The organism is Maricaulis sp., assembly GCF_039978735.1.
Lineage (GTDB): Bacteria > Pseudomonadota > Alphaproteobacteria > Caulobacterales > Maricaulaceae > Maricaulis.
In genome coordinates this window covers 59387-77787 of record NZ_JBDWAS010000056.1, presented here as the reverse complement: position 1 = coordinate 77787, position 18401 = coordinate 59387, and the positions used below count along the sequence as shown (strand labels likewise).

Here is an 18401-nt window from a genome sequence, read left to right as displayed (position 1 = left end):
GCGGGGACACCGGCAAAAAGCTCGACCGGCCCGTGCCTGCAGGTTTCGAGACGGTCCCGCAAGGGATCCGGGTAAATCTCCGCGTGCGGGATGCCTCGGGCATCACCACCAAAGCTTCAAATCCGGACACGATGTCCGCCGTGCATCCCGCACTCCTCTCATCGCTCCAGGCGCACAGCGCCGTGGAGGGTTTCGTGCTGGGTGCCGTCAACACACGCCACTTCCCCCGGACTTGTTCCGGGGTCTGGCGGCGTTTCGGGTGTGGGCTCAACCGGGCCCCGGCACAAGGCCGGGGGAAGTGGAGTTTGGGTGGGGACGGAGGGCCGCTCCGCGCCGGCCCCTTCGACCCGCGGCTAGCGTCGCGGCCCGCTTCCCCACGGCGTGGGGAAGAAAGAGAGCGTGCTGCTTTCCCCAGGCTTGTTCCGGAGACGGCGCGAAGCGGCGGCACGGACAAAAGCCTGCTTCCTTTCGCCTTGAGTCGCGTTACGTCTGTTATGACCTGTTGCCGCCGGAGATTGCCGCCGCATGAGCTATGACCAGATCTTCCTGTTTGTCCTGCTGGGCATTGTCTTCGCGATGCTGGTCTGGGGGCGGGTGCGTTATGATCTGGTCGCCTTTGCCGCGCTGGTGATTGCGGTGATCGGCGGGGTCGTGCCGGTGCACGACGCCTTTGCCGGCTTCGGACACGAGGCGGTGATCATCATCGCCCTGGTCCTGATCGTATCGCGGGCGATGACGAATGCCGGCGCCGTCGAGCTTGTCGCGCGCTTCGTGCTGTCATCGACACGCTCGCTGCCAGCCCATGTCGGCCTGATCTCGGTCGTGGGGGCGGCGTTGTCCGCCATCATCAACAATGTCGCCGCACTGGTCATGCTGATGTCGCTGGACATGGAGGCTGCGCGCAAGGCCAAGCGCTCGGTCGCCCAGACCCTGATGCCGCTCTCCTTTGCGACCATTCTGGGCGGCATGATCACGCTGATCGGTACACCGCCGAACATCGTCGTGGCGCAATTTCGCGACCGGGCGCTGGGCGAGCCCTTCTCGATGTTCGACTTTTCGCCGGTCGGCCTGATCTGCGCCGTGGTCGGCATCGGTTTCGTCACCCTGGTGGGCTGGCGCCTGATTCCCAAGGGCGAAGCGCGCACCATGGCCGGGGAGGGCGTGGGCAGTGTCTTCGTCGCCGAGGCCGGGGTGAAGGCGGACTCCAAATCCATCGGCCAGACGCCGGCCGATCTCTACCCGCTCGCCGACAGCCATGACGTCACCATTCTGGGCCTGGTGCGGCGCGGCAAGCGCCTGGGCGGGTTCGCCGCCGGCGAGGAAATCCGCAAGAGCGATCATCTGGTTCTGGAAGGCGACCCGGCCTCGATCGAGGCTTTCATCGGCGCCGCCGAGCTGAACCCGCCGGGGGCAGACGCGCACGAAGGCCTGACGGGCAAGTCGCTGGCGCTGATCGAGGCCATCGTGCCGCGCGACGCCCGCATTGTCGGCCGGACGGCGACCGATCTGCGCCTGCTCTACCGGCGCGGCGTGACCTTGCTGGGCGTATCTCGCCAGGGACGGCGTTTCCACCAGCGCGTCCGAAAACTGCCGATCCGGGCCGGCGATCTCGTCCTGCTGCTCGGGCCGGAAAGCCGGGTGAATGATGCCGCCGAATGGCTCGGCGTGCTGCCGCTGGCGGAGCGGCGGCACAGTGTTGTCCAGCGCTCCAAGGCGCTGATGACGATCGGCATCTTCGTCGCGGCCGTCGCGGCTGCCGTGACGGGGCTGGTGCCGCTGGTCGTCGCGCTGGCGGCCGTGGTTATCCTCTATGCCCTGCTGAATATCGTCGGGCCCAGCGAAGTCTATGAATCGGTGGAATGGCCGGTCCTGGTGCTGCTGGGTTCGCTGATCCCGCTGGGTCTTGCCCTGGAAGAGACAGGCGGCACCCAGCTCATTGCGCAGGGCATTCTCTCGCTGACAGGCACGCTGCCGGTCTGGGCGATCCTGGCGCTCCTCATGATGGTGACAATGACGCTGTCGGACTTCCTCAACAATGTTGCGACCGCCCTGATCGCCGCGCCCGTCGGGCTCGATATCGCGCGGGCGCTGGACGTCAATCCGGACGCCTTCCTGATGGGGGTGGCCGTAGCGGCGTCCTGTGCCTTCCTGACGCCGATCGGGCACAAGAACAACACGATCATCATGGGGCCGGGCGGTTACCGGTTCGGCGATTACTGGCGCATGGGCCTGCCGCTTGAAATCCTGATCATTGCCGTCGGCGTGCCTGCCGTCCTGACCTTCTGGCCGCTCTGACGGTACGCCGCGAAACGCTTGTCTTGCAAAACGATCCGGTCAAAATCGCGCGATGGAACTGATCGAAACCGTCCAGCGGCTCGCCGCCGCCCTTGCCATCGGCATTCTCGTCGGTGTGGTGCGCGGCTGGCAGGAACGCGAGCATCGCGATGACGGTATCCGTCGCGCCGGTGTGCGCACATTCGGTCTGGCCGGCCTGCTTGGCGGGCTGGCGGGGCATCTGCACGCGCTGACTGGTCCGGTCCTGCCTGCCGTGCTGCTGGCCCTGTTCGGCGGAGCGGTGATCGTCGTGCGGCTGCGCGAGGTCGAGATTGTCGAGGATTTCAGCCTGGCGGGGGTGGCGGCGGCTCTGGCGGTCTTCGTGCTCGGGGCGATTGCCGTGTCGGGCGACATGGAGATCGCCGGGGCCGGTGCGGTGGCCGTGGCGATCGTGCTGGCAGCCCGGCGCAGTGCGCATGCCTTCCTTGAAAAGATCACCTGGCTGGAATTGCGGGCCGCTCTGGTGCTGCTGGCGATGACGCTGATCGCCCTTCCTTTGCTGCCCAACCGCACCATCGATCCCTGGGATGCGCTGAACCCGTTCGAGCTGTGGCTCCTGACCGTGATGATCGCGCTGATCTCCTGCACCGGCTATGCCGCAATCCGTATTGCGGGGCCCTCGCGGGGTATCGTCTTCGCCGGCGCCGCGGGCGGCCTGGCATCGTCAACGGCCACCACACTCTCCTTCGCCCGTTTCGCGGCCAAGGCGCCGGACAATGCCAGCCGTCTGGCGGCCGGGGCGATCATCGCCGGCGCGCTCTCGGCCGGCCGGGTGGCGATCATCGGCGGGGCGCTGGCGCCGCAGCTGATCCGGCCGCTCGGTCTCGCAATGGCGCCTGTCGTGGTGATCTTCCTGGCGGCAGCCTGGCTGTTGATCCGGCGCAGCCAGTCCGGCACCAAGACGCCGGGTCTGAGCCTGGACAATCCGCTCGATCTGGCGGGCGTGCTCCGGTTCGGTGCTCTGCTGGGCATCGTGACCCTGGCCTCCCGCCTGCTGCTCGACTGGCTGGGAGCCGGTACGCTCTATCTTGTCGCGGCGGTCTCGGGGCTGGTGGATGTCGACGCCATCACCCTGTCGACAGCCCGGCTGGCCGGTGGCGAGGTGATGGCGGGCACCGCCGCTGCCGCCATTCTGCTCGCCGTGGCAGTCAACATGGTCACCAAGGCTGTGCTGGCGCTGGCAGCGGGCGGCCGCGGATATGGCATGCCGCTGGCGGTTGTTACCGGTCTAGGCGTGCTGGGCGGGACGGCCGGGCTGGCCCTGCAGCACTTGCTTTCCGGCGGCTGACTGACGTCGCCGATTTGCCGATTGCATCGGCCGCAGGGCGGGCGCATGATGAACCGCCGCCTTTGTTTTCAAGGACGTGCACATGAGTTCCGGAAAATCCCAGCAATACCCCGCCAAGGCCTATAAGGACGAGGACTTCATCAATGCGCCCGAAGGGCGCCCGGTGCGGATCCTCGCCGAATATCTTGAGCCCAAGGCCCGGTTTGCCGAATACAATGTGCAGGACACGATCCTGTTCTTCGGCTCGGCCCGGATCCGCTCGCGCGAGGAGGCCGAGGCCGAACTCGACGCCCTGCGCAAGGCGGGAGACGACGAGACGCCGGCGCTGAACAAGCTCAAACTCTCCGGATACTATGAATCCACCCGCGAGCTCGCGGCGCGGCTGACGCAGTGGTCGAAGAGCCTGCGCGACAAGTCGGGCCGGCGTTTCGTGGTTTGCACGGGCGGCGGGCCGGGCATCATGGAGGCCGCCAATCGCGGAGCTTCGGAGGCCCATGGCGACAATATCGGCCTGGGCATCTCGCTGCCCTTCGAACAGGGCAATAACCCCTGGGTGACGCATGCGCTCAGCTTCGAATTCCACTACTTCTTCACGCGCAAATTCTGGTTCCTCTATCTCGCCAAGGCGCTGGTGCTGATGCCCGGCGGTTTCGGCACGATGGACGAGCTGTTCGAGACGCTGACCCTCTTGCAGACCGGCAAGATCAAGAAGCGCGTTCCGGTGGTGCTGTTCGGTACGGAATACTGGGACCGGGTGATGAATCTGGAAACCATGGTCGAGTTCGGCACGATCGACGCGAAGGATCTGGATCTGATCTACCGCACCGACTCTGTCGACGACGCCTTCGCCTACATAACGCGGGAACTGGCCGAACACGCTTTGCCGCATCCGGGCGGGCGATTGTAGGCCTGTCGGTTGCCGGCTCGCGGAGCCGCCATCACAATTTTTGTTTCCCCCTTGCCAAGTGCGGCAATTTGAATCACGTTGGTCATGTGAACAATGTTCACTAAAGATAATGATTGGTCGCACCTGGGGAGGTAACGCGCCATGGGAACGCTCCGCGAGCTGTATCCGATGCCGGAAATCGACAAGCACTGGTCGGTTCCGCAGCAATTCGACGCCACGTTCGATTTCGAATACGACGAAGGCCGCACCACGCTCATGCACCTGTACCAGAAGGGCAAGGACATGCAGTGGGATGCGGTCAACCGCATCGACTGGACGCAGGAACTCGACTTCGAAAACCCGATGCAGCTGCCCGATGAGGGTGTCGCGCTGCACGGCTCCCCGATGTGGGAGAAGATGACGAAGAAGGAGAAGATCGAGTTCCGCCGTCATGCCCAGGCCTGGAACATCTCCCAGTTCATGCAGGGCGAGCAGGCGGCCCTGATCTGCGCGGCGAAGATCGTCGAGTCGGTGCCGGATCTGGATGCGAAATTCTACGCCGCCACCCAGGTGATGGACGAGGCGCGCCATGTCGAGGCCTACAAGAAGCTGATGCAGAAATTCGGCGTCGCCTATCCGATGACCGAACCGCTGCGCCAGCTTGTCGATGAAGCGCTGCGCGACAGCCGCTGGGACTTCACCTATCTGGCCATGCAGGTCGTGATCGAGGGGCTCGCGCTCGCGGCTTTCGGCACGATCCGCGATCTCGCCCAGAACCCGCTGGCGCGCATGGTCAACGCCTATGTGATGGAAGACGAGGCGCGCCACGTTGCCTTCGGCCGTCTCTCCCTGCGCGACTACTATCCGCAGCTCACCCAGGCCGAGCGCGACGAGCGCGAGGAATTCCTGGTCGAGGCCTGCTACCATATGCGCGACCGGTTCGAGGCGCGTGAGGTCTACGAGACGCTTGGCCTTCCGGTCGAGGAATGCGTCGCCTGGGCGGCCCAGTCGGAAATCCAGAAACTGTTCAAGACGATGCTGTTCCAGCGCATCGTCCCGGTGGTGAAGGATATCGGCCTGTGGGGGCCGAAAATCCGCAAGGCCTACGAGGACATGGGCGTGCTGCACTATGCCGACCAGGATCTCGACACGCTGGCCAAGCAGGACGAAGCCATCGCCAAGGACCTGGACACGCGCCACCAGGATGTCCGCACGGCCTATGTGAAGGCGGTCGCCGGCGCCGCCGAATAAGCCAGACGCCGTATTGCCGGAAACACTCGGCTGCTTCCGGTGTGGCGCGCCTGAAGGGACCCCGTCGCGGGTCCCTTTTTCGTGATCGATCTGGTGTGACCTGAACCGCTGCCTTACATACGCAGCGAGGAGCAGCCGCCATGTCCGTACAGCTTCGTCCGGCGACGCCGGAAGACATCCCCGTCCTGCAGCATTGGGATGCCCAGCCGCATGTTATAGCCGCCACCGGCAGCGATGCGCCGTCGGACTGGGTCGAAGATATCGGCCTCACGGGCCCGGCCTTCCAGACGCTGATCAGCGAGCAAGACGGGCGTCCGGTCGGTGTCGTGCAGATTATCGATCCGGCCGAGGAACCGACCCACTACTGGGGCGATTGCGAGCGCAATCTGCGGGCGATCGATATCTGGATCGGCGAGCCTGACTGCCTGGGGCAGGGGCTGGGTACGCAGATGATGAAACAGGCGATCGAACGCTGCTTTGCGCCGCCGGAGGTCACCGCGATCCTGATCGATCCGCTCGCGACGAATGCCGACGCCCAGCGTTTCTATCGGCGCCTGGGGTTCGAGGTGGTCGGACCGCGCCGCTTCGGGGATGACGACTGCACAGTGATGCGCCTGACGCGAGCTGGCTGGGCAAGGCTGGCGTTGTCGGGTCAGTGAACCGGATCTGCCGCACCGGGCGTTGCCGATAGATCGATGTCGAAACGGGCCGTGCTGCCGGTCGGGGTCTGCTCGAAAGCGAAGTGACCGTTCAGCGACCGGGCGCGCAGCCGGCAATTGTCCAGACCGTGTCCGCCATCGCTGCGGGCCAGGGCGTCTTGCGGCTTGGCGGTGCCGTTGTCGGTGATGAGGGCCGATAGTCGTCCGCCGCCGAGTGTCGTCCGGATCGTCACCTCGCTCCCGCCGGAATGCCTGAGGGCATTGCTGACGCTTTCACGGAACAACGCAAGCAGGTGCCGGTAGACCGCGTAGTCGAGCGGATGCCCGGATTCGGCAATATCGTCCGGAGGCCAGTCCAGTTTGAAACCGGCAGCCTCGCAGCGGGAGCGGGCCTCTTCCCGCAGATCGGCCATCAGGTCAGCCAGCTCCCGCGGCTTCCCGGCGAGGCCCGTGACGATGGTGCGGATGTCGGCCATGGCTTCACGCACATCCTGGCGCATGCCGTCGTGGTCGGACCGGTGCAGGCTGATCATCAGCCGGCCGCTGACATCATCGTGCAGGTCGCGGGCAATGCGATGCCGCTCCTCGGTCACGCCGGCCAGGTAGGCGTCACGCGTTGCGATGAGGCGCTCAGTCATGCGTATGAGCGCAGCTGCCGTGTCGAGATCGCCCGCCACAAACGGGCGGCGTCCGCCATCGGCGTGGCGGCACAGGAGCGCCGGAGCGCCACCAAGTGAAGGCAGGCGAAGGATCGTCCCGTTCTGTCCGATCAACGGGACCGGAACGGGGGCCGGGTCGGTCTCGATATCCAGCGGCTGGAAACTCGCTTCAACGGCAGCACGCCAGCTTTCCGATCTCTGTTGATCGTCGGCGGCAAAGACAAGATCGGCGGCCCGAGAGAGGGCATGCTGAACCACGGCCAGGCGCCTGCGTTCCTGGCGCCGCGCCAGCCATTCCCGCAGCGGAAAATACACCAGGGCAGCTCCGGCGAGGGCGAGGCCGAGCGCGACATCCTGCTGCCGGGTCACAAAGGTGAGCAGGGCGATGTCGACAAGCAGGATTATGGCGAGAAAGGAGACCGACAGCACAATATTGCGCACCCAGCCGTCCAGCGAGAGCAGGCTGGTTCGCACGATTGCGACGCCGATACCGCAATAGATCAGAACAAACAGCGGAAAGGCGGCGTCCTCGCCCAGCGTGACTTTCACCAGGCCCGACACGGGAAGCAGAACGGTCAGGGCGTAAAGCGCAATGCCCAGCAGAATGGTCGCCAGAAGGATGATCAGCGAGGGGCGCAAGATGGTGGCTTTGCGCCCGATCCAGAACTGAATGCAGACAAGCGCGAGAAGCGCGAGGTATTCCACCATCTGGGTGTAATAGGAGATGCGGGGATCGACGAACTGACCGAGTGCCACCACACTCAGCGCGGCGATTCCGCTTGCCACGGCAGCCGTTACCGCTGTTCGCGGCGTGAGCAGAGATTTCGGGAAGAGCAGGAAGACGAAGACGAATGCGAGGCCGAAGGCGTGCAGCACGGCTCCGTTCAGCACGCTTGTCGTGGTCGCAAGCTCGGGCGGTGTGAGCAGGCCGAACTTCAGATACATCCGGTGTGTCAGCGCGGATGCGAGCAGAAGGCCTCCGACAATGCCATAGGCGAGGGCGGCAGGAAGCTGTGGCCGGGAGGCCCAGACTGCAAGGCCGAACAGGGCGCCCAGGAGGGCACTGGCAAGACCCATCCAGTCGCTGCCGTCAAAATCGCTCAGTCTTGCCTGGCGAGGGCGAACCTCACGAGTATGCGTGATGCCGGACAGGTCAGTGAAGCGCGCCGACGCAGACAAGCCCGCCCGAAGGTGCGCGGCCAGCTGGTGCCGCTGTGGAGTTTCCAGCCTGGGATCCTTTGCCAGGTCGGCGGCTGGAATGACCAGTTCTGCGCCGGACATACCGCTGAATGTAACGGGGGCATCGGGGGCCAGATCGAACGGCTCCCGGTCGATCATCAGCAGGACGCTGTCGCGGGCAAGGGACCGCTCTGCGGCAAGGTTTGCGCCGTCCAGAGACAGGACAAGCCAGATGAAGCCCAGCGTCGCCAGCATCATCGCAACGGCAGTGAAGCGGGCAATGGTGTGGGGCGCCTGATAGGCCTGCCGGCGCGCATCGTTTGGGATTGAAGTGTCTATCGTCGTGCCGGCATCGGCGCCGCCCCCGTTTTCCGGCTGATCCGCCGATTCCCCCGTCACTCGGGCAGGTTACTCCACCCGACCGGCGTGTGCAGTGCAAAACCGGCTCAGTCCTCGTTGAAACTGTATGGCGAGGCGCGCAGCATGTGGCTGTCGAGGACGAGTTTGCGGTTGAGCGGCGGAAAGGCGCGCTGGGCACAGTCTTCCCGGTCGCACAGGCGGCAGGTGATGCCGACGGCGGCCGGTTCGACCGAGGCAACTGCGTCGGCATGGACGATCTTTGGCGCGTGCTCGAGGGCGCATCCCAGCGCGATGGCATGGACGACCGGCGGGTGCCCGGCCGGGGCGGGCGATATCTGGCCGCGGGCGAGGGAGAGCATCGCCGTGCCGTCGGGCAGTTCGAATGTCTGGGCGATCAGGCGTTCGGGCGTGTGCAGGGCGTCGTAGAGATTCCATTTCGGACATCCACCGCCGGACCGGGCAAACGGCATGATGCCGCCGCCGAAGCGCTTGGATACATTCCCGGCGCTGTCGACACGGATCATGAAGAAGGGCAGGCCGCGGGCGCCGGGCCGCTGCAGCGTCGTCAGGCGATGGCAGATCTGCTCGAAACTGACCTCGAAGCGCCGCTGCAGCCGGTCGATATCATAGCGCGTGTCCTCGGCGGTCTTCAGGAAGGGCGCATAGGGCATGTGAACCGCGCCGGCGAAATAGTTCGCCAGGCCGACACGGTAGAGCTTGCGGCCTTCCTCGGCCGGCAGGTGAGGCTCGGCAGACAGTTTATCCAGCAAATCGCCGAGTTCGAGATTGGCCAGGACGACCGCCATGTGAAAGGCGCGCGAGCCCGCAGAGAGCGCTTCGGATAGCAACAGGCGCCGGCCGTGAAAGTCGAGACGCCGGCGCGCGCCGGCCATGATATCCTCGTCCAGCACGCGCATGGTAAAACCATGGGTATGCTGCAGGTAGTCGGCCAGTTGCTGTTCGCGCCGGTGGGTGCGCAGACCGATCCGCTCAACGAGCGCTTCGGCTGCTTCCTCCAGTTCGGGGAAATGGTTCTGACGGGCGTCCAGCGCATCGCGTACGCTTTCCAGCACGGCACCTGGGCCGCCGGTCGCAGCGCCCGGGCCCGACATGCGCGTAGCAAGGTCGGCGGTGGCCGCCGTGGTCTCGCGATAGGCCTGGAAGAGGCGGGCAAAGGCTTCGGCCGCGCGCGGCTGGCTGTCGGCAAACTCGGACAATTCCATCCGGTCGAGACCCAAGCCGGAAAGGACGGGGTCGGCCGCCGCTTCCTGCAGGTCTGCCACGAGCTGGCGGTCGCTCTCATTGGCAAAGGCACGCACATCGACATCGAAAGCGTCGGCGAGGGCCAGCAGGACCCGTGCCGTCACCGGCCGCTGATTGCGTTCCAGCAGGTTGAGATAGCTGGCCGAGAGGCCCAGCGCCTCGGCGGCTTCGGCCTGTGTCAGTCCGCGTTCGCGGCGCAGGCGGCGCAGGCGCGCGCCGGCAAAGATCTTCTCGAGGCCCTGACCGTCACTCATTTTTGTGTCCAGATTTACAAAATTACATCATGACAATGTAATTATCATACACGGCATCCTCTTTATAGGAAAAGCCATATCGACACCATCCCTGCTGTTTGACAGCTTTGTTGCAACGCAACAGGCATCTGCCCCAACCCGTCAGGGAGACAAGAATGACGACTTTCAAGGATCTGGTTCCGAGTGCTCCGGAAGGCCGTTTTGACGGTATCGAGCGTCCCTACACGCCCGAAGACGTCGCCAAGCTGCGCGGTTCCGTGCAGATCCAGCACACGCTGGCCGAACGCGGCGCAGTGAAGCTGTGGGAACTCTTGAAGACCGAGCCCTACATCAATGCTCTGGGCGCTCTGTCAGGCAATCAGGCGATGCAGATGGTCCGGGCTGGCCTGAAGGCGATCTACCTGTCGGGCTGGCAGGTCGCTGCCGACGCCAACACCGCCGGCGCCATGTATCCCGACCAGTCGCTCTATCCGGCCAATTCCGCGCCGGAACTGGCCAAGAAGATCAACCGCACCCTGCAGCGCGCCGACCAGATCGAAGTGTCGGAAAACGGCAAGCCCAGCCGCGACTGGTTCGCGCCGATCGTTGCTGACGCGGAAGCCGGTTTCGGTGGCACGCTGAACTGCTTCGAGATCATGAAGGCTTTCATCGAGGCGGGCGCCTCCGGCGTTCACTTCGAAGACCAGGTCGCAGCCGAGAAGAAGTGCGGTCACCTGGGCGGCAAGGTCCTGATCCCGACCAGCCAGCACGAGCGCAATCTCGCTGCGGCGCGTCTCGCTGCCGACGTGATGGGCGTGTCGACGATCACCGTTGCGCGTACCGATGCGGAATCGGCGACGCTGATCAATTCCGACATCGATGAGCGCGATCATGAATTCATCGATTTCGATGCGGGCCGCACGCCGGAAGGCTTCTTCCGCCTGAAGGAAGGCATGGGCGTCGATCACTGCATCAAGCGCGGTCTGGCCTATGCGAAGGTCGCTGACCTGTTGTGGTGGGAAACCTCCAAGCCGAACCTGGACGAGGCCAAGCGCTTTGCCGAGGCGATCCAGAAGGCCTATCCGGGCAAGATGATGGCCTATAACTGCTCGCCCTCCTTCAACTGGGAAGCCAATCTCGACAAGGCCACGATCGAGACCTACCAGCGCGAGCTGGGCGCGATGGGCTACAAGTTCCAGTTCGTCACCCTGGCCGGTTTCCACCAGCTCAACCACGGCATGTTCCAGCTGGCCTCCGGCTATCGCGATCGGGGCATGGGCGCCTATTCCGAGCTGCAGCAGGCCGAGTTTGCCTCCGAAGCCGATGGCTACACCGCCACGCGCCACCAGCGCGAAGTGGGCACGGGCTATTTCGACAAGGTGAACCTGGCCATCTCCGGCGGCACCTCGTCGACGACGGCGATGGGCGCTTCGACCGAGACCGCGCAGTTCCACGCTGCCGAATAGAGCGCAGGCCCTGCCCGAGCCTGTACACCGGGGTGCGCACCCCCAAGGCGCACCCCGGACCTGCCTCCAACCCCACAGGAGCAAGCCATGACCCTCATTGCACCGTCCGGCGTCGAAGTACTGGGCCATCTCGAGCCCGGCTATGGCGACATCCTCACCCATGAAGCACTGAACTTCCTGGCCGGTCTGCACCGCCGGTTCGAGAAGCGCCGCCAGTCCCTGCTGCGCTATCGCAAGGAACGCCAGGCCGAGCTCGATCAGGGCGCGCTCTTGATGTTCCCCCACGAGACGGCCGATATCCGGGCCGGCGAGTGGACCGTGCGTCCTGCGCCTGCGGATCTGCAGGACCGCCGCGTGGAAATCACCGGACCGGTCGACCGCAAGATGGTGGTCAATGCGCTCAATTCCGGTGCCAAATGCTTCATGGCCGATTTCGAGGACGCGACCGCGCCGCTCTGGTCAAACCTGCTGGACGGCCAGATCAATCTGCGCGACGCGATCCGCCGCGAGATCGATTTCACCGACGAGAAATCCGGCAAACGCTACCAGGTCAATGACGACGCGGCGGTGCTGATCGTGCGCCCGCGCGGCTGGCATCTGGACGAACGTCACGTCCATATCAACGGCCACGCCCTGTCCGGCTCGCTGTTCGATTTCGGCCTCTATGTCTTCCACAATCACGCAGCACTCAAGGAGCGTGGCACCGCGCCGTACTTCTATCTGCCCAAGCTGGAAAGCCGTCTGGAAGCGCGTCTGTGGAGCCTGGTCTTCCAGCATGCCGAGGACGAGCTGGGTCTGGAGCGCGGTACGCTGCGCGCGACCGTGCTGATCGAGACCCTGCCGGCAGCTTTCGAACTGGACGAGATCCTCTATGAGCTGAAGGACCATATCGTCGGTCTCAATTGCGGCCGCTGGGACTATATCTTCAGCTATATCAAGCGCCTGCGTTCGCGTGCCGAGCACGTTCTGCCGGACCGTTCGGCGGTGACCATGACCGTGCCCTTCATGGCGGCCTATTCCCGCCGGGTGATCTCGGTCTGCCATCGCCGCGGAGCCCACGCCATGGGCGGCATGTCGGCCTTCATCCCGGTCAAGGGCGATGAAAAGGCGAATGCCGCGGCCACCGAACAGGTGCGCCAGGACAAGCTGCGCGAAGTGAAGAACGGCCATGACGGCACCTGGGTGGCTCACCCGGACCTCGTGCCGGTCGCGATGGAAATCTTCGACCAGCACATGAAGGGGCCGAACCAGATCAATCGTCCGGCCGATCCGCACGAGCTGCCGGTGACAACCCAGCAATTGCTGGCGGCTCCCGAGGGCGACATCACCGATCATGGTGTCGGCGACAATATCGACGTCGCCATCCGCTATATTGCCGCTTGGCTGGGCGGCCGCGGGGCCGTGCCGATCCGCAATCTGATGGAGGATGCGGCGACCGCCGAGATCGCCCGCGCCCAGCTGTGGCAATGGCGCCGCTTCGACAAGTCCACCAAAGAGGGCACCGCGATTACCGCGGCCTTCCTTGAAAACAAAATCGCCGACATCTGCGCGGCCATCCAGGACGAAGTGCCCGGCCAGGACGAGTTGTGCGACCGGATCCAGACGGCAGCAGACATCCTGTCCGCCCTGGTCCTGTCGGACGAATTCACCGAATTCCTGACCCTGCCGGCCTATGACCGGATCACGGCAGAACTCAAGGCGCCGATGCGCCTGATGGAATTCGAGGACTGACAGAATAACAAGAGCTGATGACGGTTGGTCGTCTCAGGCGCGGGGCCCGGTCCAGGCATCAAGCCAGGATCGGGCTTCGCCGTATCCGGTGAACACCCGGAACTGGCCGCCGACCAGAAAGCCCTTGGTCTGGAACAGCATGGCCTGGTCCTTGTGCCGCTCGGCATGGAAGACATGGGCGGCTTTCAGGCGGGCCGCCGGCATGCGGAACCAGTCATCCGTCAATGACATGAACTCGATCGTCGAAAGGGCAATCTCGGCCTCGCGCCAGTCGGCGAGGAGGGCCGAATAGCCTGCGCTCTCCTCCGAGATGCGCGCCAGATCTTCGGCAACCCCGTCGGGTGCCAGTGTCCCGGAAAAACGGACAAGAAGAAGACTGGCCGGAGATCCGGCTTCCAGGATGACGGGCATGGCACTCACCAACAACGCTACACGCCGCAAGGGCGGTATCGTCGGTAACAGCGCCATACCGAGTCGGGGAAGGCCGTGGCGCAGCCCGGCGGCTACGCATCTCAGCCCGTAATTCTAGCCCGTGACCGTGCTTGCAACCGGGCGTGTATATCCGCACAGGTCCGCGAGCTTCCAGCCTTCTGCCGTCATCTCGAAACGGCAGGACAGATAGTCACGCCGGGACACGCCATAGGGCGGCGGGGCATCGGCGAGTGCTGTCTCGGGCGGTGGTGCGACACGGCTGTAGCGGGCCTGCGGATAAACCAGGACCTGCCGCACCGTTTCGCTGTCCGGCGCCGACGGATCGTCGATGATGCAGAGCGGTGGCTGGGACAGGATGCCGACGACCGTGCCGTCGGTGATACCATCATGGCCCCACAAGTGTCCGCGTACGGCCGGCGTGCCGCCGGTCAGCGCCGAGCGCAGGGCCCCCGGCGCAGTAGCTGCGGCAAGCGCATTCGGATTGTGGCTGATCACGCCGGAAAAAGCCGCCATCTCGTAGGATTGGGGTGCCCGGCAGGCGGGAACGGTCTCGGTGGCACAGCCGGCGAGAAGGGCGGTGGCTCCGGTGGTGAGAACGGCAAGTCGAATACGCAAGGCTTGAACTCCGGTCACTGGGGCGTCCCGCCTCCGCTATAGCCGGTTTCCCCGGCAACGGCGAGAGGCGAGGGGGCTAGCGGTTCTTCCGGTTCTCGATCAGATCCTCCACCACGGACGGATCCGCCAGGGTGGACGTATCGCCCAGATTGGAGAAGTCGTTCTCCGCGATCTTGCGCAGGATGCGCCGCATGATCTTGCCCGAGCGCGTCTTGGGCAGGCCGGGTGCGAACTGGATCAGGTCCGGTGTTGCTACCGGTCCGATCTCCTGGCGCACCCAGGCCTTGATCTCGGCGATATCCTCGTCCTCGGCTTTGCGCCCGCCCATCAGGGTCACATAGCAATAGATTCCCTGGCCCTTCACATCATGGGGATAGCCGACCACGGCGGCTTCCGCGATATCGTCATGGGAGACCAGCGCGCTCTCGATTTCCGCCGTGCCGAGCCGGTGGCCGGACACATTCAGCACATCGTCGACCCGGCCGGTGATCCACCAGTATCCATCGGCATCGCGCCGGGCGCCGTCGCCGGTGAAGTAATAGCCCGGATAGGCCGTAAAATAGGTATCGATGAAGCGCTGGTGGTCGCCATAGACGGTGCGCATCTGGCCGGGCCAGGAGCGGGCGATCACAAGATTACCTTCGGCCGCGCCATTGTCGGCCAGGCGATTGCCCTCGGCATCCATCAGGGCCGGTTCGACCCCGAAGAAGGGCCGTGTCGCCGAACCCGGCTTCATGTCGGTCACGCCGGGCAGGGGGGTGATCAGTGCGCCGCCCGTCTCGGTCTGCCACCAGGTATCCACGATCGGACAGCGTTCGTCGCCGACCACGCGGTAATACCAGCACCAGGCTTCCGGATTGATCGGCTCGCCCACCGTGCCCAGCAGGCGCAGCGAGGCGCGCGAATGTTTCTTCACCGGTTCGTCGCCTTCGCGCATCAGGGCGCGGATGGCGGTCGGTGCGGTGTAGAAGGTGTTGACCTTGTGCTTGTCGATCACCTGCCAGAACCGGTCCGGCCCCGGCCAGGTCGGTACGCCCTCGAACATCAGCGTCGTGGCACCGTTCGCCAGCGGGCCGTAGACGATATAGGTGTGCCCCGTCACCCAGCCGACATCGGCCGTGCACCAGTAGATTTCGCCCGGCCGGTAGTCGAACACGTATTCATGCGTCATCGACGCCCAGACCATGTAGCCGCCGGTCGTGTGCAGCACGCCCTTGGGTTTGCCGGTCGAGCCCGACGTGTAGAGGATGAAGAGCGGATCCTCGGCGTTCATCGGTTCCGGTTCGCAGTTCGTATCCTGTCCCGCGACCAGCGTGGCGTAGTCCACATCGCGGGTCTCGTCCCAGGCGGTTTCGGCGCCGGTGCGGCGGACGACGATCACCTGGTCGACATCGCCGGCGCTCTCGACCGCCTTGTCGACATTGGCCTTCAGCGGGACTTTCTTGCCGCCGCGCAGGCCTTCATCGGCCGTGATCACGAAGCGGCTCTCGCAATCGGAAATCCGGCCCGCCAGCGCGTCCGGCGAGAAGCCGCCGAACACGACCGAGTGGACCGCGCCGATCCGGGCGCAGGCCAGCATGGCGTAGGCAGCCTCCGGGATCATCGGCATGTAGATCGTGACCCGGTCGCCCTTCTGAACACCGATCGATTTCAGCCCGTTGGCCAGGCGGCAGACAGCCTCGTGCAGCTGGCGGTAGGTGATCGCCTTGTCGTCAGCCGGATCGTCGCCCTCCCACAGGATTGCCGTCTCGTCGGCCCGTTCGGCGAGGTGTCGGTCGATACAGTTGACCGAGGCGTTCAGCTTGCCGTCGGCAAACCAGCGGATGTGCAGATCGTCCTTGTCCCAGGACACGTCGGAGATTTCCGTGAAGGGTGTCATCCAGTCGATCCGCCGCGCTTCCTCGCGCCAGAACCCGTCCGGATCCTCGAGCGAGCGGCGATACATCTTCGTATAGCGTTCCGCATTGATCAGCGCGGTTTCGGCGCGGCCTTCCGGGACCGGGTAGATTTCGTTGGGATCGTGATGGGACATGAGGGCACTCCCCGGGCGTTCTGGGTAGATTGTGATTGTTGGGATGCACGATAACGCGTTGTCCGCGTCGCGCAATCACGCCTGCGGGAGCAGGCGGGAACGGACGAGGAAGCGCCGTTCGCGGCCATTGTCGAGCGAGAACATGCCGCCCCGGCCCGGCACCGCGTCGAGAATGAGCCGAGTGTGTTTCCACGCCTCGTACTGGCGGCCGCCGATATAGACCGGCACAGGCCCGATCCATCCCAGCAGGACGTCGTTTTCGCCGATCCGGAATTCGCCGGCCGGATAGCACATCGGCGAGGAGCCGTCGCAACAGCCTCCGGACTGGTGGATCAGTATGTCGGAATGGTCGCGCCGGATCTCCGCGATCAGGGCGAGGGCATCGTCCGTTGCGATCACACGGGTTTCCTGGCGGAGCTCCTCCGTCATGCCGGTCTCCTTGCGGTATGGACGGGGCCGGCGAACCGGCCCCCGCCACGGGGAGGTGAGGATCAGAAGAAGCCCAGCTTTTTAGCGCTGTAGCTGACCAGCATGTTCTTGGTCTGCTGGTAGTGATCTAGCATCATCTTGTGGGTTTCCCGGCCGACGCCCGATTGCTTGTAGCCGCCGAAGGCCGCATGGGCGGGATAGGCGTGATAGCAATTGGTCCAGACGCGCCCGGCCTGGATGCCGCGGCCAAAACGGTAGCAGGTGTTGGCGCTGCGGCTCCACACACCGGCACCCAGGCCGTAGAGCGTGTCATTGGCGATCGCCAGCGCCTCGGCCTCGTCCTTGAAGGTCGTGACGGCCACGACGGGCCCGAAAATCTCCTCCTGGAAGACCCGCATCCGGTTGTGTCCCTTCAGCACGGTGGGCTGGACATAATGTCCGCCGGCAAGGTCGCCGCCGACCTGGCCCTCGCCACCGCCGATCAGCACTTCGGCGCCTTCCTGGCGGCCGATATCGAGATAGGCGAGGATCTTTTCCTTCTGCTCGGAGGACGCCTGGGCACCGATCATCGTCGCCGGGTCGAGCGGATCGCCCTGCTTGATTTCGGCCACCCGTTTGAGGGCACGCTCCATGAAGCGCTCATAGATGTCTTCATGGATCAGCGCGCGCGACGGACAGGTGCAAACCTCGCCCTGGTTCAGCGCGAACATGGCGAAGCCCTCGATCGCCTTGTCGAAGAAGTCGTCATCGGCGTCGGCCACGTCCTTGAAGAAGATGTTGGGCGATTTGCCGCCCAGTTCCAGTGTCACCGGGATCAGGTTTTCCGAGGCGTACTGCATGATCAGACGGCCGGTCGTGGTCTCGCCCGTGAAGGCGATCTTGGCGATCCGGCTGGAGGAGGCGAGCGGCTTGCCGGCTTCCAGACCGAAACCGGAGACGATGTTCAGGACGCCCGGCGGCAGCAGGTCGCCGATGAGCTCCGCCCAGACCAGGATGCTGGCCGGCGTTTGCTCGGCCGGTTTCAGCACCACGCAATTGCCGGCCGCCAGGGCCGGCGCCAGTTTCCAGGCCGCCATCAAGAGCGGGAAGTTCCAGGGAATGATCTGGCCGACCACGCCCAGCGGCTCATGGAAGTGATAGGCCACCGTGTCGGCATCGATCTCGGCGAGCGAGCCTTCCTGGGCCCGGATGCAGCCGGCGAAATAGCGGAAATGATCGATCGCGAGGGGGATGTCCGCCGCCATGGTCTCGCGGATCGGCTTGCCATTGTCCCAGGTTTCCGCCGTCGCCAGCGTCTCGAGATTGGCTTCCATCCGGTCGGCGATGGCGTAGAGCGCGGCGGCACGTTCGGCAACAGCCGCATGGCCCCAGGCCTCCTTGGCAGCGTGGGCGGCGTCGAGTGCAGCCTCGACGTCCTGCGCGTCCGAGCGGGCGATCTCGCAGATCGGCCGGCCATTGATCGGTGAGGTGTTTGTGAAATAGCGGCCGGCGGCGGGTGCGCGCCAGCTTCCGCCGATGAAATTGTCATAACGCGCCTTGAAGGGCGCACGGGTATCGCGGTCGATCTGTGTGATGACGTTCATG

14 protein-coding genes are annotated in these 18401 nt (G+C 64.8%); 7 read left to right on the top strand and 7 right to left on the bottom strand.

Annotation, left to right across the window (positions count from 1 at the left end; all coding sequences use genetic code 11):
- The first annotated feature begins 525 nt into the window (after nucleotides 1-525).
- The 5 genes from ABJO18_RS16795 (at nucleotide 526) to ABJO18_RS16775 (ending at nucleotide 6418) form a co-directional block, all read left to right on the top strand.
- A complete protein-coding gene (locus ABJO18_RS16795) occupies nucleotides 526-2295 on the top strand; it encodes an SLC13 family permease (protein ID WP_348508685.1) in 1770 nt (589 codons plus the stop codon).
- A gap of 52 nt (nucleotides 2296-2347) precedes the next feature.
- Entirely contained in the window at nucleotides 2348-3622 is a 1275-nt protein-coding gene (locus tag ABJO18_RS16790; protein WP_348508686.1) for a DUF4010 domain-containing protein, read from the top strand.
- Nucleotides 3623-3704: 82 nt separating this feature from the next.
- Entirely contained in the window at nucleotides 3705-4529 is an 825-nt protein-coding gene (locus tag ABJO18_RS16785) for an LOG family protein (RefSeq protein ID WP_348508687.1), read from the top strand.
- Between the two features lie 141 nt (nucleotides 4530-4670).
- Nucleotides 4671-5759, top strand: coding sequence for a ferritin-like domain-containing protein (locus tag ABJO18_RS16780; protein ID WP_271185486.1), 1089 nt, complete (start codon nucleotides 4671-4673; stop codon nucleotides 5757-5759).
- Between the two features lie 140 nt (nucleotides 5760-5899).
- On the top strand, nucleotides 5900-6418 hold the full coding sequence (locus ABJO18_RS16775; RefSeq protein ID WP_348508688.1) for a GNAT family N-acetyltransferase: 519 nt from the start codon (nucleotides 5900-5902) through the stop codon (nucleotides 6416-6418).
- On the opposite strand, the gene ABJO18_RS16770 is transcribed toward ABJO18_RS16775, so the two are convergent.
- Together ABJO18_RS16770 and ABJO18_RS16765 are read right to left on the bottom strand one after the other, a co-directional pair.
- Nucleotides 6412-8655: an ATP-binding protein gene (locus ABJO18_RS16770; protein WP_348508689.1), complete on the bottom strand. Its 2244-nt coding sequence runs from the start codon at nucleotides 8653-8655 to the stop codon at nucleotides 6412-6414. The genes ABJO18_RS16775 and ABJO18_RS16770 overlap by 7 nt on opposite strands.
- A gap of 47 nt (nucleotides 8656-8702) precedes the next feature.
- Nucleotides 8703-10133 (bottom strand): short-chain fatty acyl-CoA regulator family protein, encoded by a 1431-nt coding sequence (locus ABJO18_RS16765; RefSeq protein WP_348508690.1) that lies wholly within the window; start codon nucleotides 10131-10133, stop codon nucleotides 8703-8705.
- A gap of 155 nt (nucleotides 10134-10288) precedes the next feature.
- On the opposite strand from ABJO18_RS16765, the gene aceA reads away from it, so the two are divergent.
- Both aceA and aceB read left to right on the top strand, forming a co-directional pair.
- On the top strand, nucleotides 10289-11578 hold the full coding sequence (gene aceA / locus ABJO18_RS16760; protein ID WP_348516022.1) for an isocitrate lyase: 1290 nt from the start codon (nucleotides 10289-10291) through the stop codon (nucleotides 11576-11578).
- A gap of 87 nt (nucleotides 11579-11665) precedes the next feature.
- The gene (gene aceB / locus ABJO18_RS16755; RefSeq protein WP_348507024.1) at nucleotides 11666-13309 is read left to right on the top strand and encodes a malate synthase A; all 1644 of its coding nucleotides are present in this window, start codon (nucleotides 11666-11668) and stop codon (nucleotides 13307-13309) included.
- A 33-nt stretch (nucleotides 13310-13342) separates the two neighbouring features.
- Here aceB and ABJO18_RS16750 read toward each other — a convergent pair whose 3' ends face one another.
- The 5 genes from ABJO18_RS16750 to adh form a co-directional block, all read right to left on the bottom strand.
- Nucleotides 13343-13720 (bottom strand): hypothetical protein, encoded by a 378-nt coding sequence (locus tag ABJO18_RS16750; RefSeq protein WP_348507023.1) that lies wholly within the window; start codon nucleotides 13718-13720, stop codon nucleotides 13343-13345.
- Nucleotides 13721-13834: 114 nt separating this feature from the next.
- On the bottom strand, nucleotides 13835-14356 hold the full coding sequence (locus ABJO18_RS16745) for a hypothetical protein (protein ID WP_348507022.1): 522 nt from the start codon (nucleotides 14354-14356) through the stop codon (nucleotides 13835-13837).
- A 76-nt stretch (nucleotides 14357-14432) separates the two neighbouring features.
- Nucleotides 14433-16388 carry an acetate--CoA ligase gene (gene acs / locus ABJO18_RS16740; protein WP_348507021.1) on the bottom strand — a complete coding sequence of 652 codons (1956 nt, stop codon included), beginning with the start codon at nucleotides 16386-16388 and terminating at the stop codon, nucleotides 14433-14435.
- Between the two features lie 75 nt (nucleotides 16389-16463).
- A complete protein-coding gene (locus ABJO18_RS16735) occupies nucleotides 16464-16817 on the bottom strand; it encodes a DUF779 domain-containing protein (protein WP_348507020.1) in 354 nt (117 codons plus the stop codon).
- 62 nt (nucleotides 16818-16879) lie between these two features.
- Nucleotides 16880-18400 carry an aldehyde dehydrogenase gene (adh, locus tag ABJO18_RS16730; protein ID WP_348507019.1) on the bottom strand — a complete coding sequence of 507 codons (1521 nt, stop codon included), beginning with the start codon at nucleotides 18398-18400 and terminating at the stop codon, nucleotides 16880-16882.
- Between the last annotated feature and the right edge of the window lies 1 nt (nucleotide 18401).

Coding starts and splice junctions, on each gene's coding strand:
- ABJO18_RS16795 (WP_348508685.1), top strand. CDS start 526: ATGAGCTATGACCAGATCTTCCTGTTTGTCCTGCTGGGCATTGTCTTC.
- ABJO18_RS16780 (WP_271185486.1), top strand. CDS start 4,671: ATGGGAACGCTCCGCGAGCTGTATCCGATGCCGGAAATCGACAAGCAC.
- ABJO18_RS16750 (WP_348507023.1), bottom strand. CDS start 13,720: ATGCCCGTCATCCTGGAAGCCGGATCTCCGGCCAGTCTTCTTCTTGTC.
- aceA (WP_348516022.1), top strand. CDS start 10,289: ATGACGACTTTCAAGGATCTGGTTCCGAGTGCTCCGGAAGGCCGTTTT.
- ABJO18_RS16790 (WP_348508686.1), top strand. CDS start 2,348: ATGGAACTGATCGAAACCGTCCAGCGGCTCGCCGCCGCCCTTGCCATC.
- aceB (WP_348507024.1), top strand. CDS start 11,666: ATGACCCTCATTGCACCGTCCGGCGTCGAAGTACTGGGCCATCTCGAG.
- adh (WP_348507019.1), bottom strand. CDS start 18,400: ATGAACGTCATCACACAGATCGACCGCGATACCCGTGCGCCCTTCAAG.
- ABJO18_RS16785 (WP_348508687.1), top strand. CDS start 3,705: ATGAGTTCCGGAAAATCCCAGCAATACCCCGCCAAGGCCTATAAGGAC.
- ABJO18_RS16735 (WP_348507020.1), bottom strand. CDS start 16,817: ATGACGGAGGAGCTCCGCCAGGAAACCCGTGTGATCGCAACGGACGAT.
- ABJO18_RS16775 (WP_348508688.1), top strand. CDS start 5,900: ATGTCCGTACAGCTTCGTCCGGCGACGCCGGAAGACATCCCCGTCCTG.
- acs (WP_348507021.1), bottom strand. CDS start 16,388: ATGTCCCATCACGATCCCAACGAAATCTACCCGGTCCCGGAAGGCCGC.
- ABJO18_RS16765 (WP_348508690.1), bottom strand. CDS start 10,133: ATGAGTGACGGTCAGGGCCTCGAGAAGATCTTTGCCGGCGCGCGCCTG.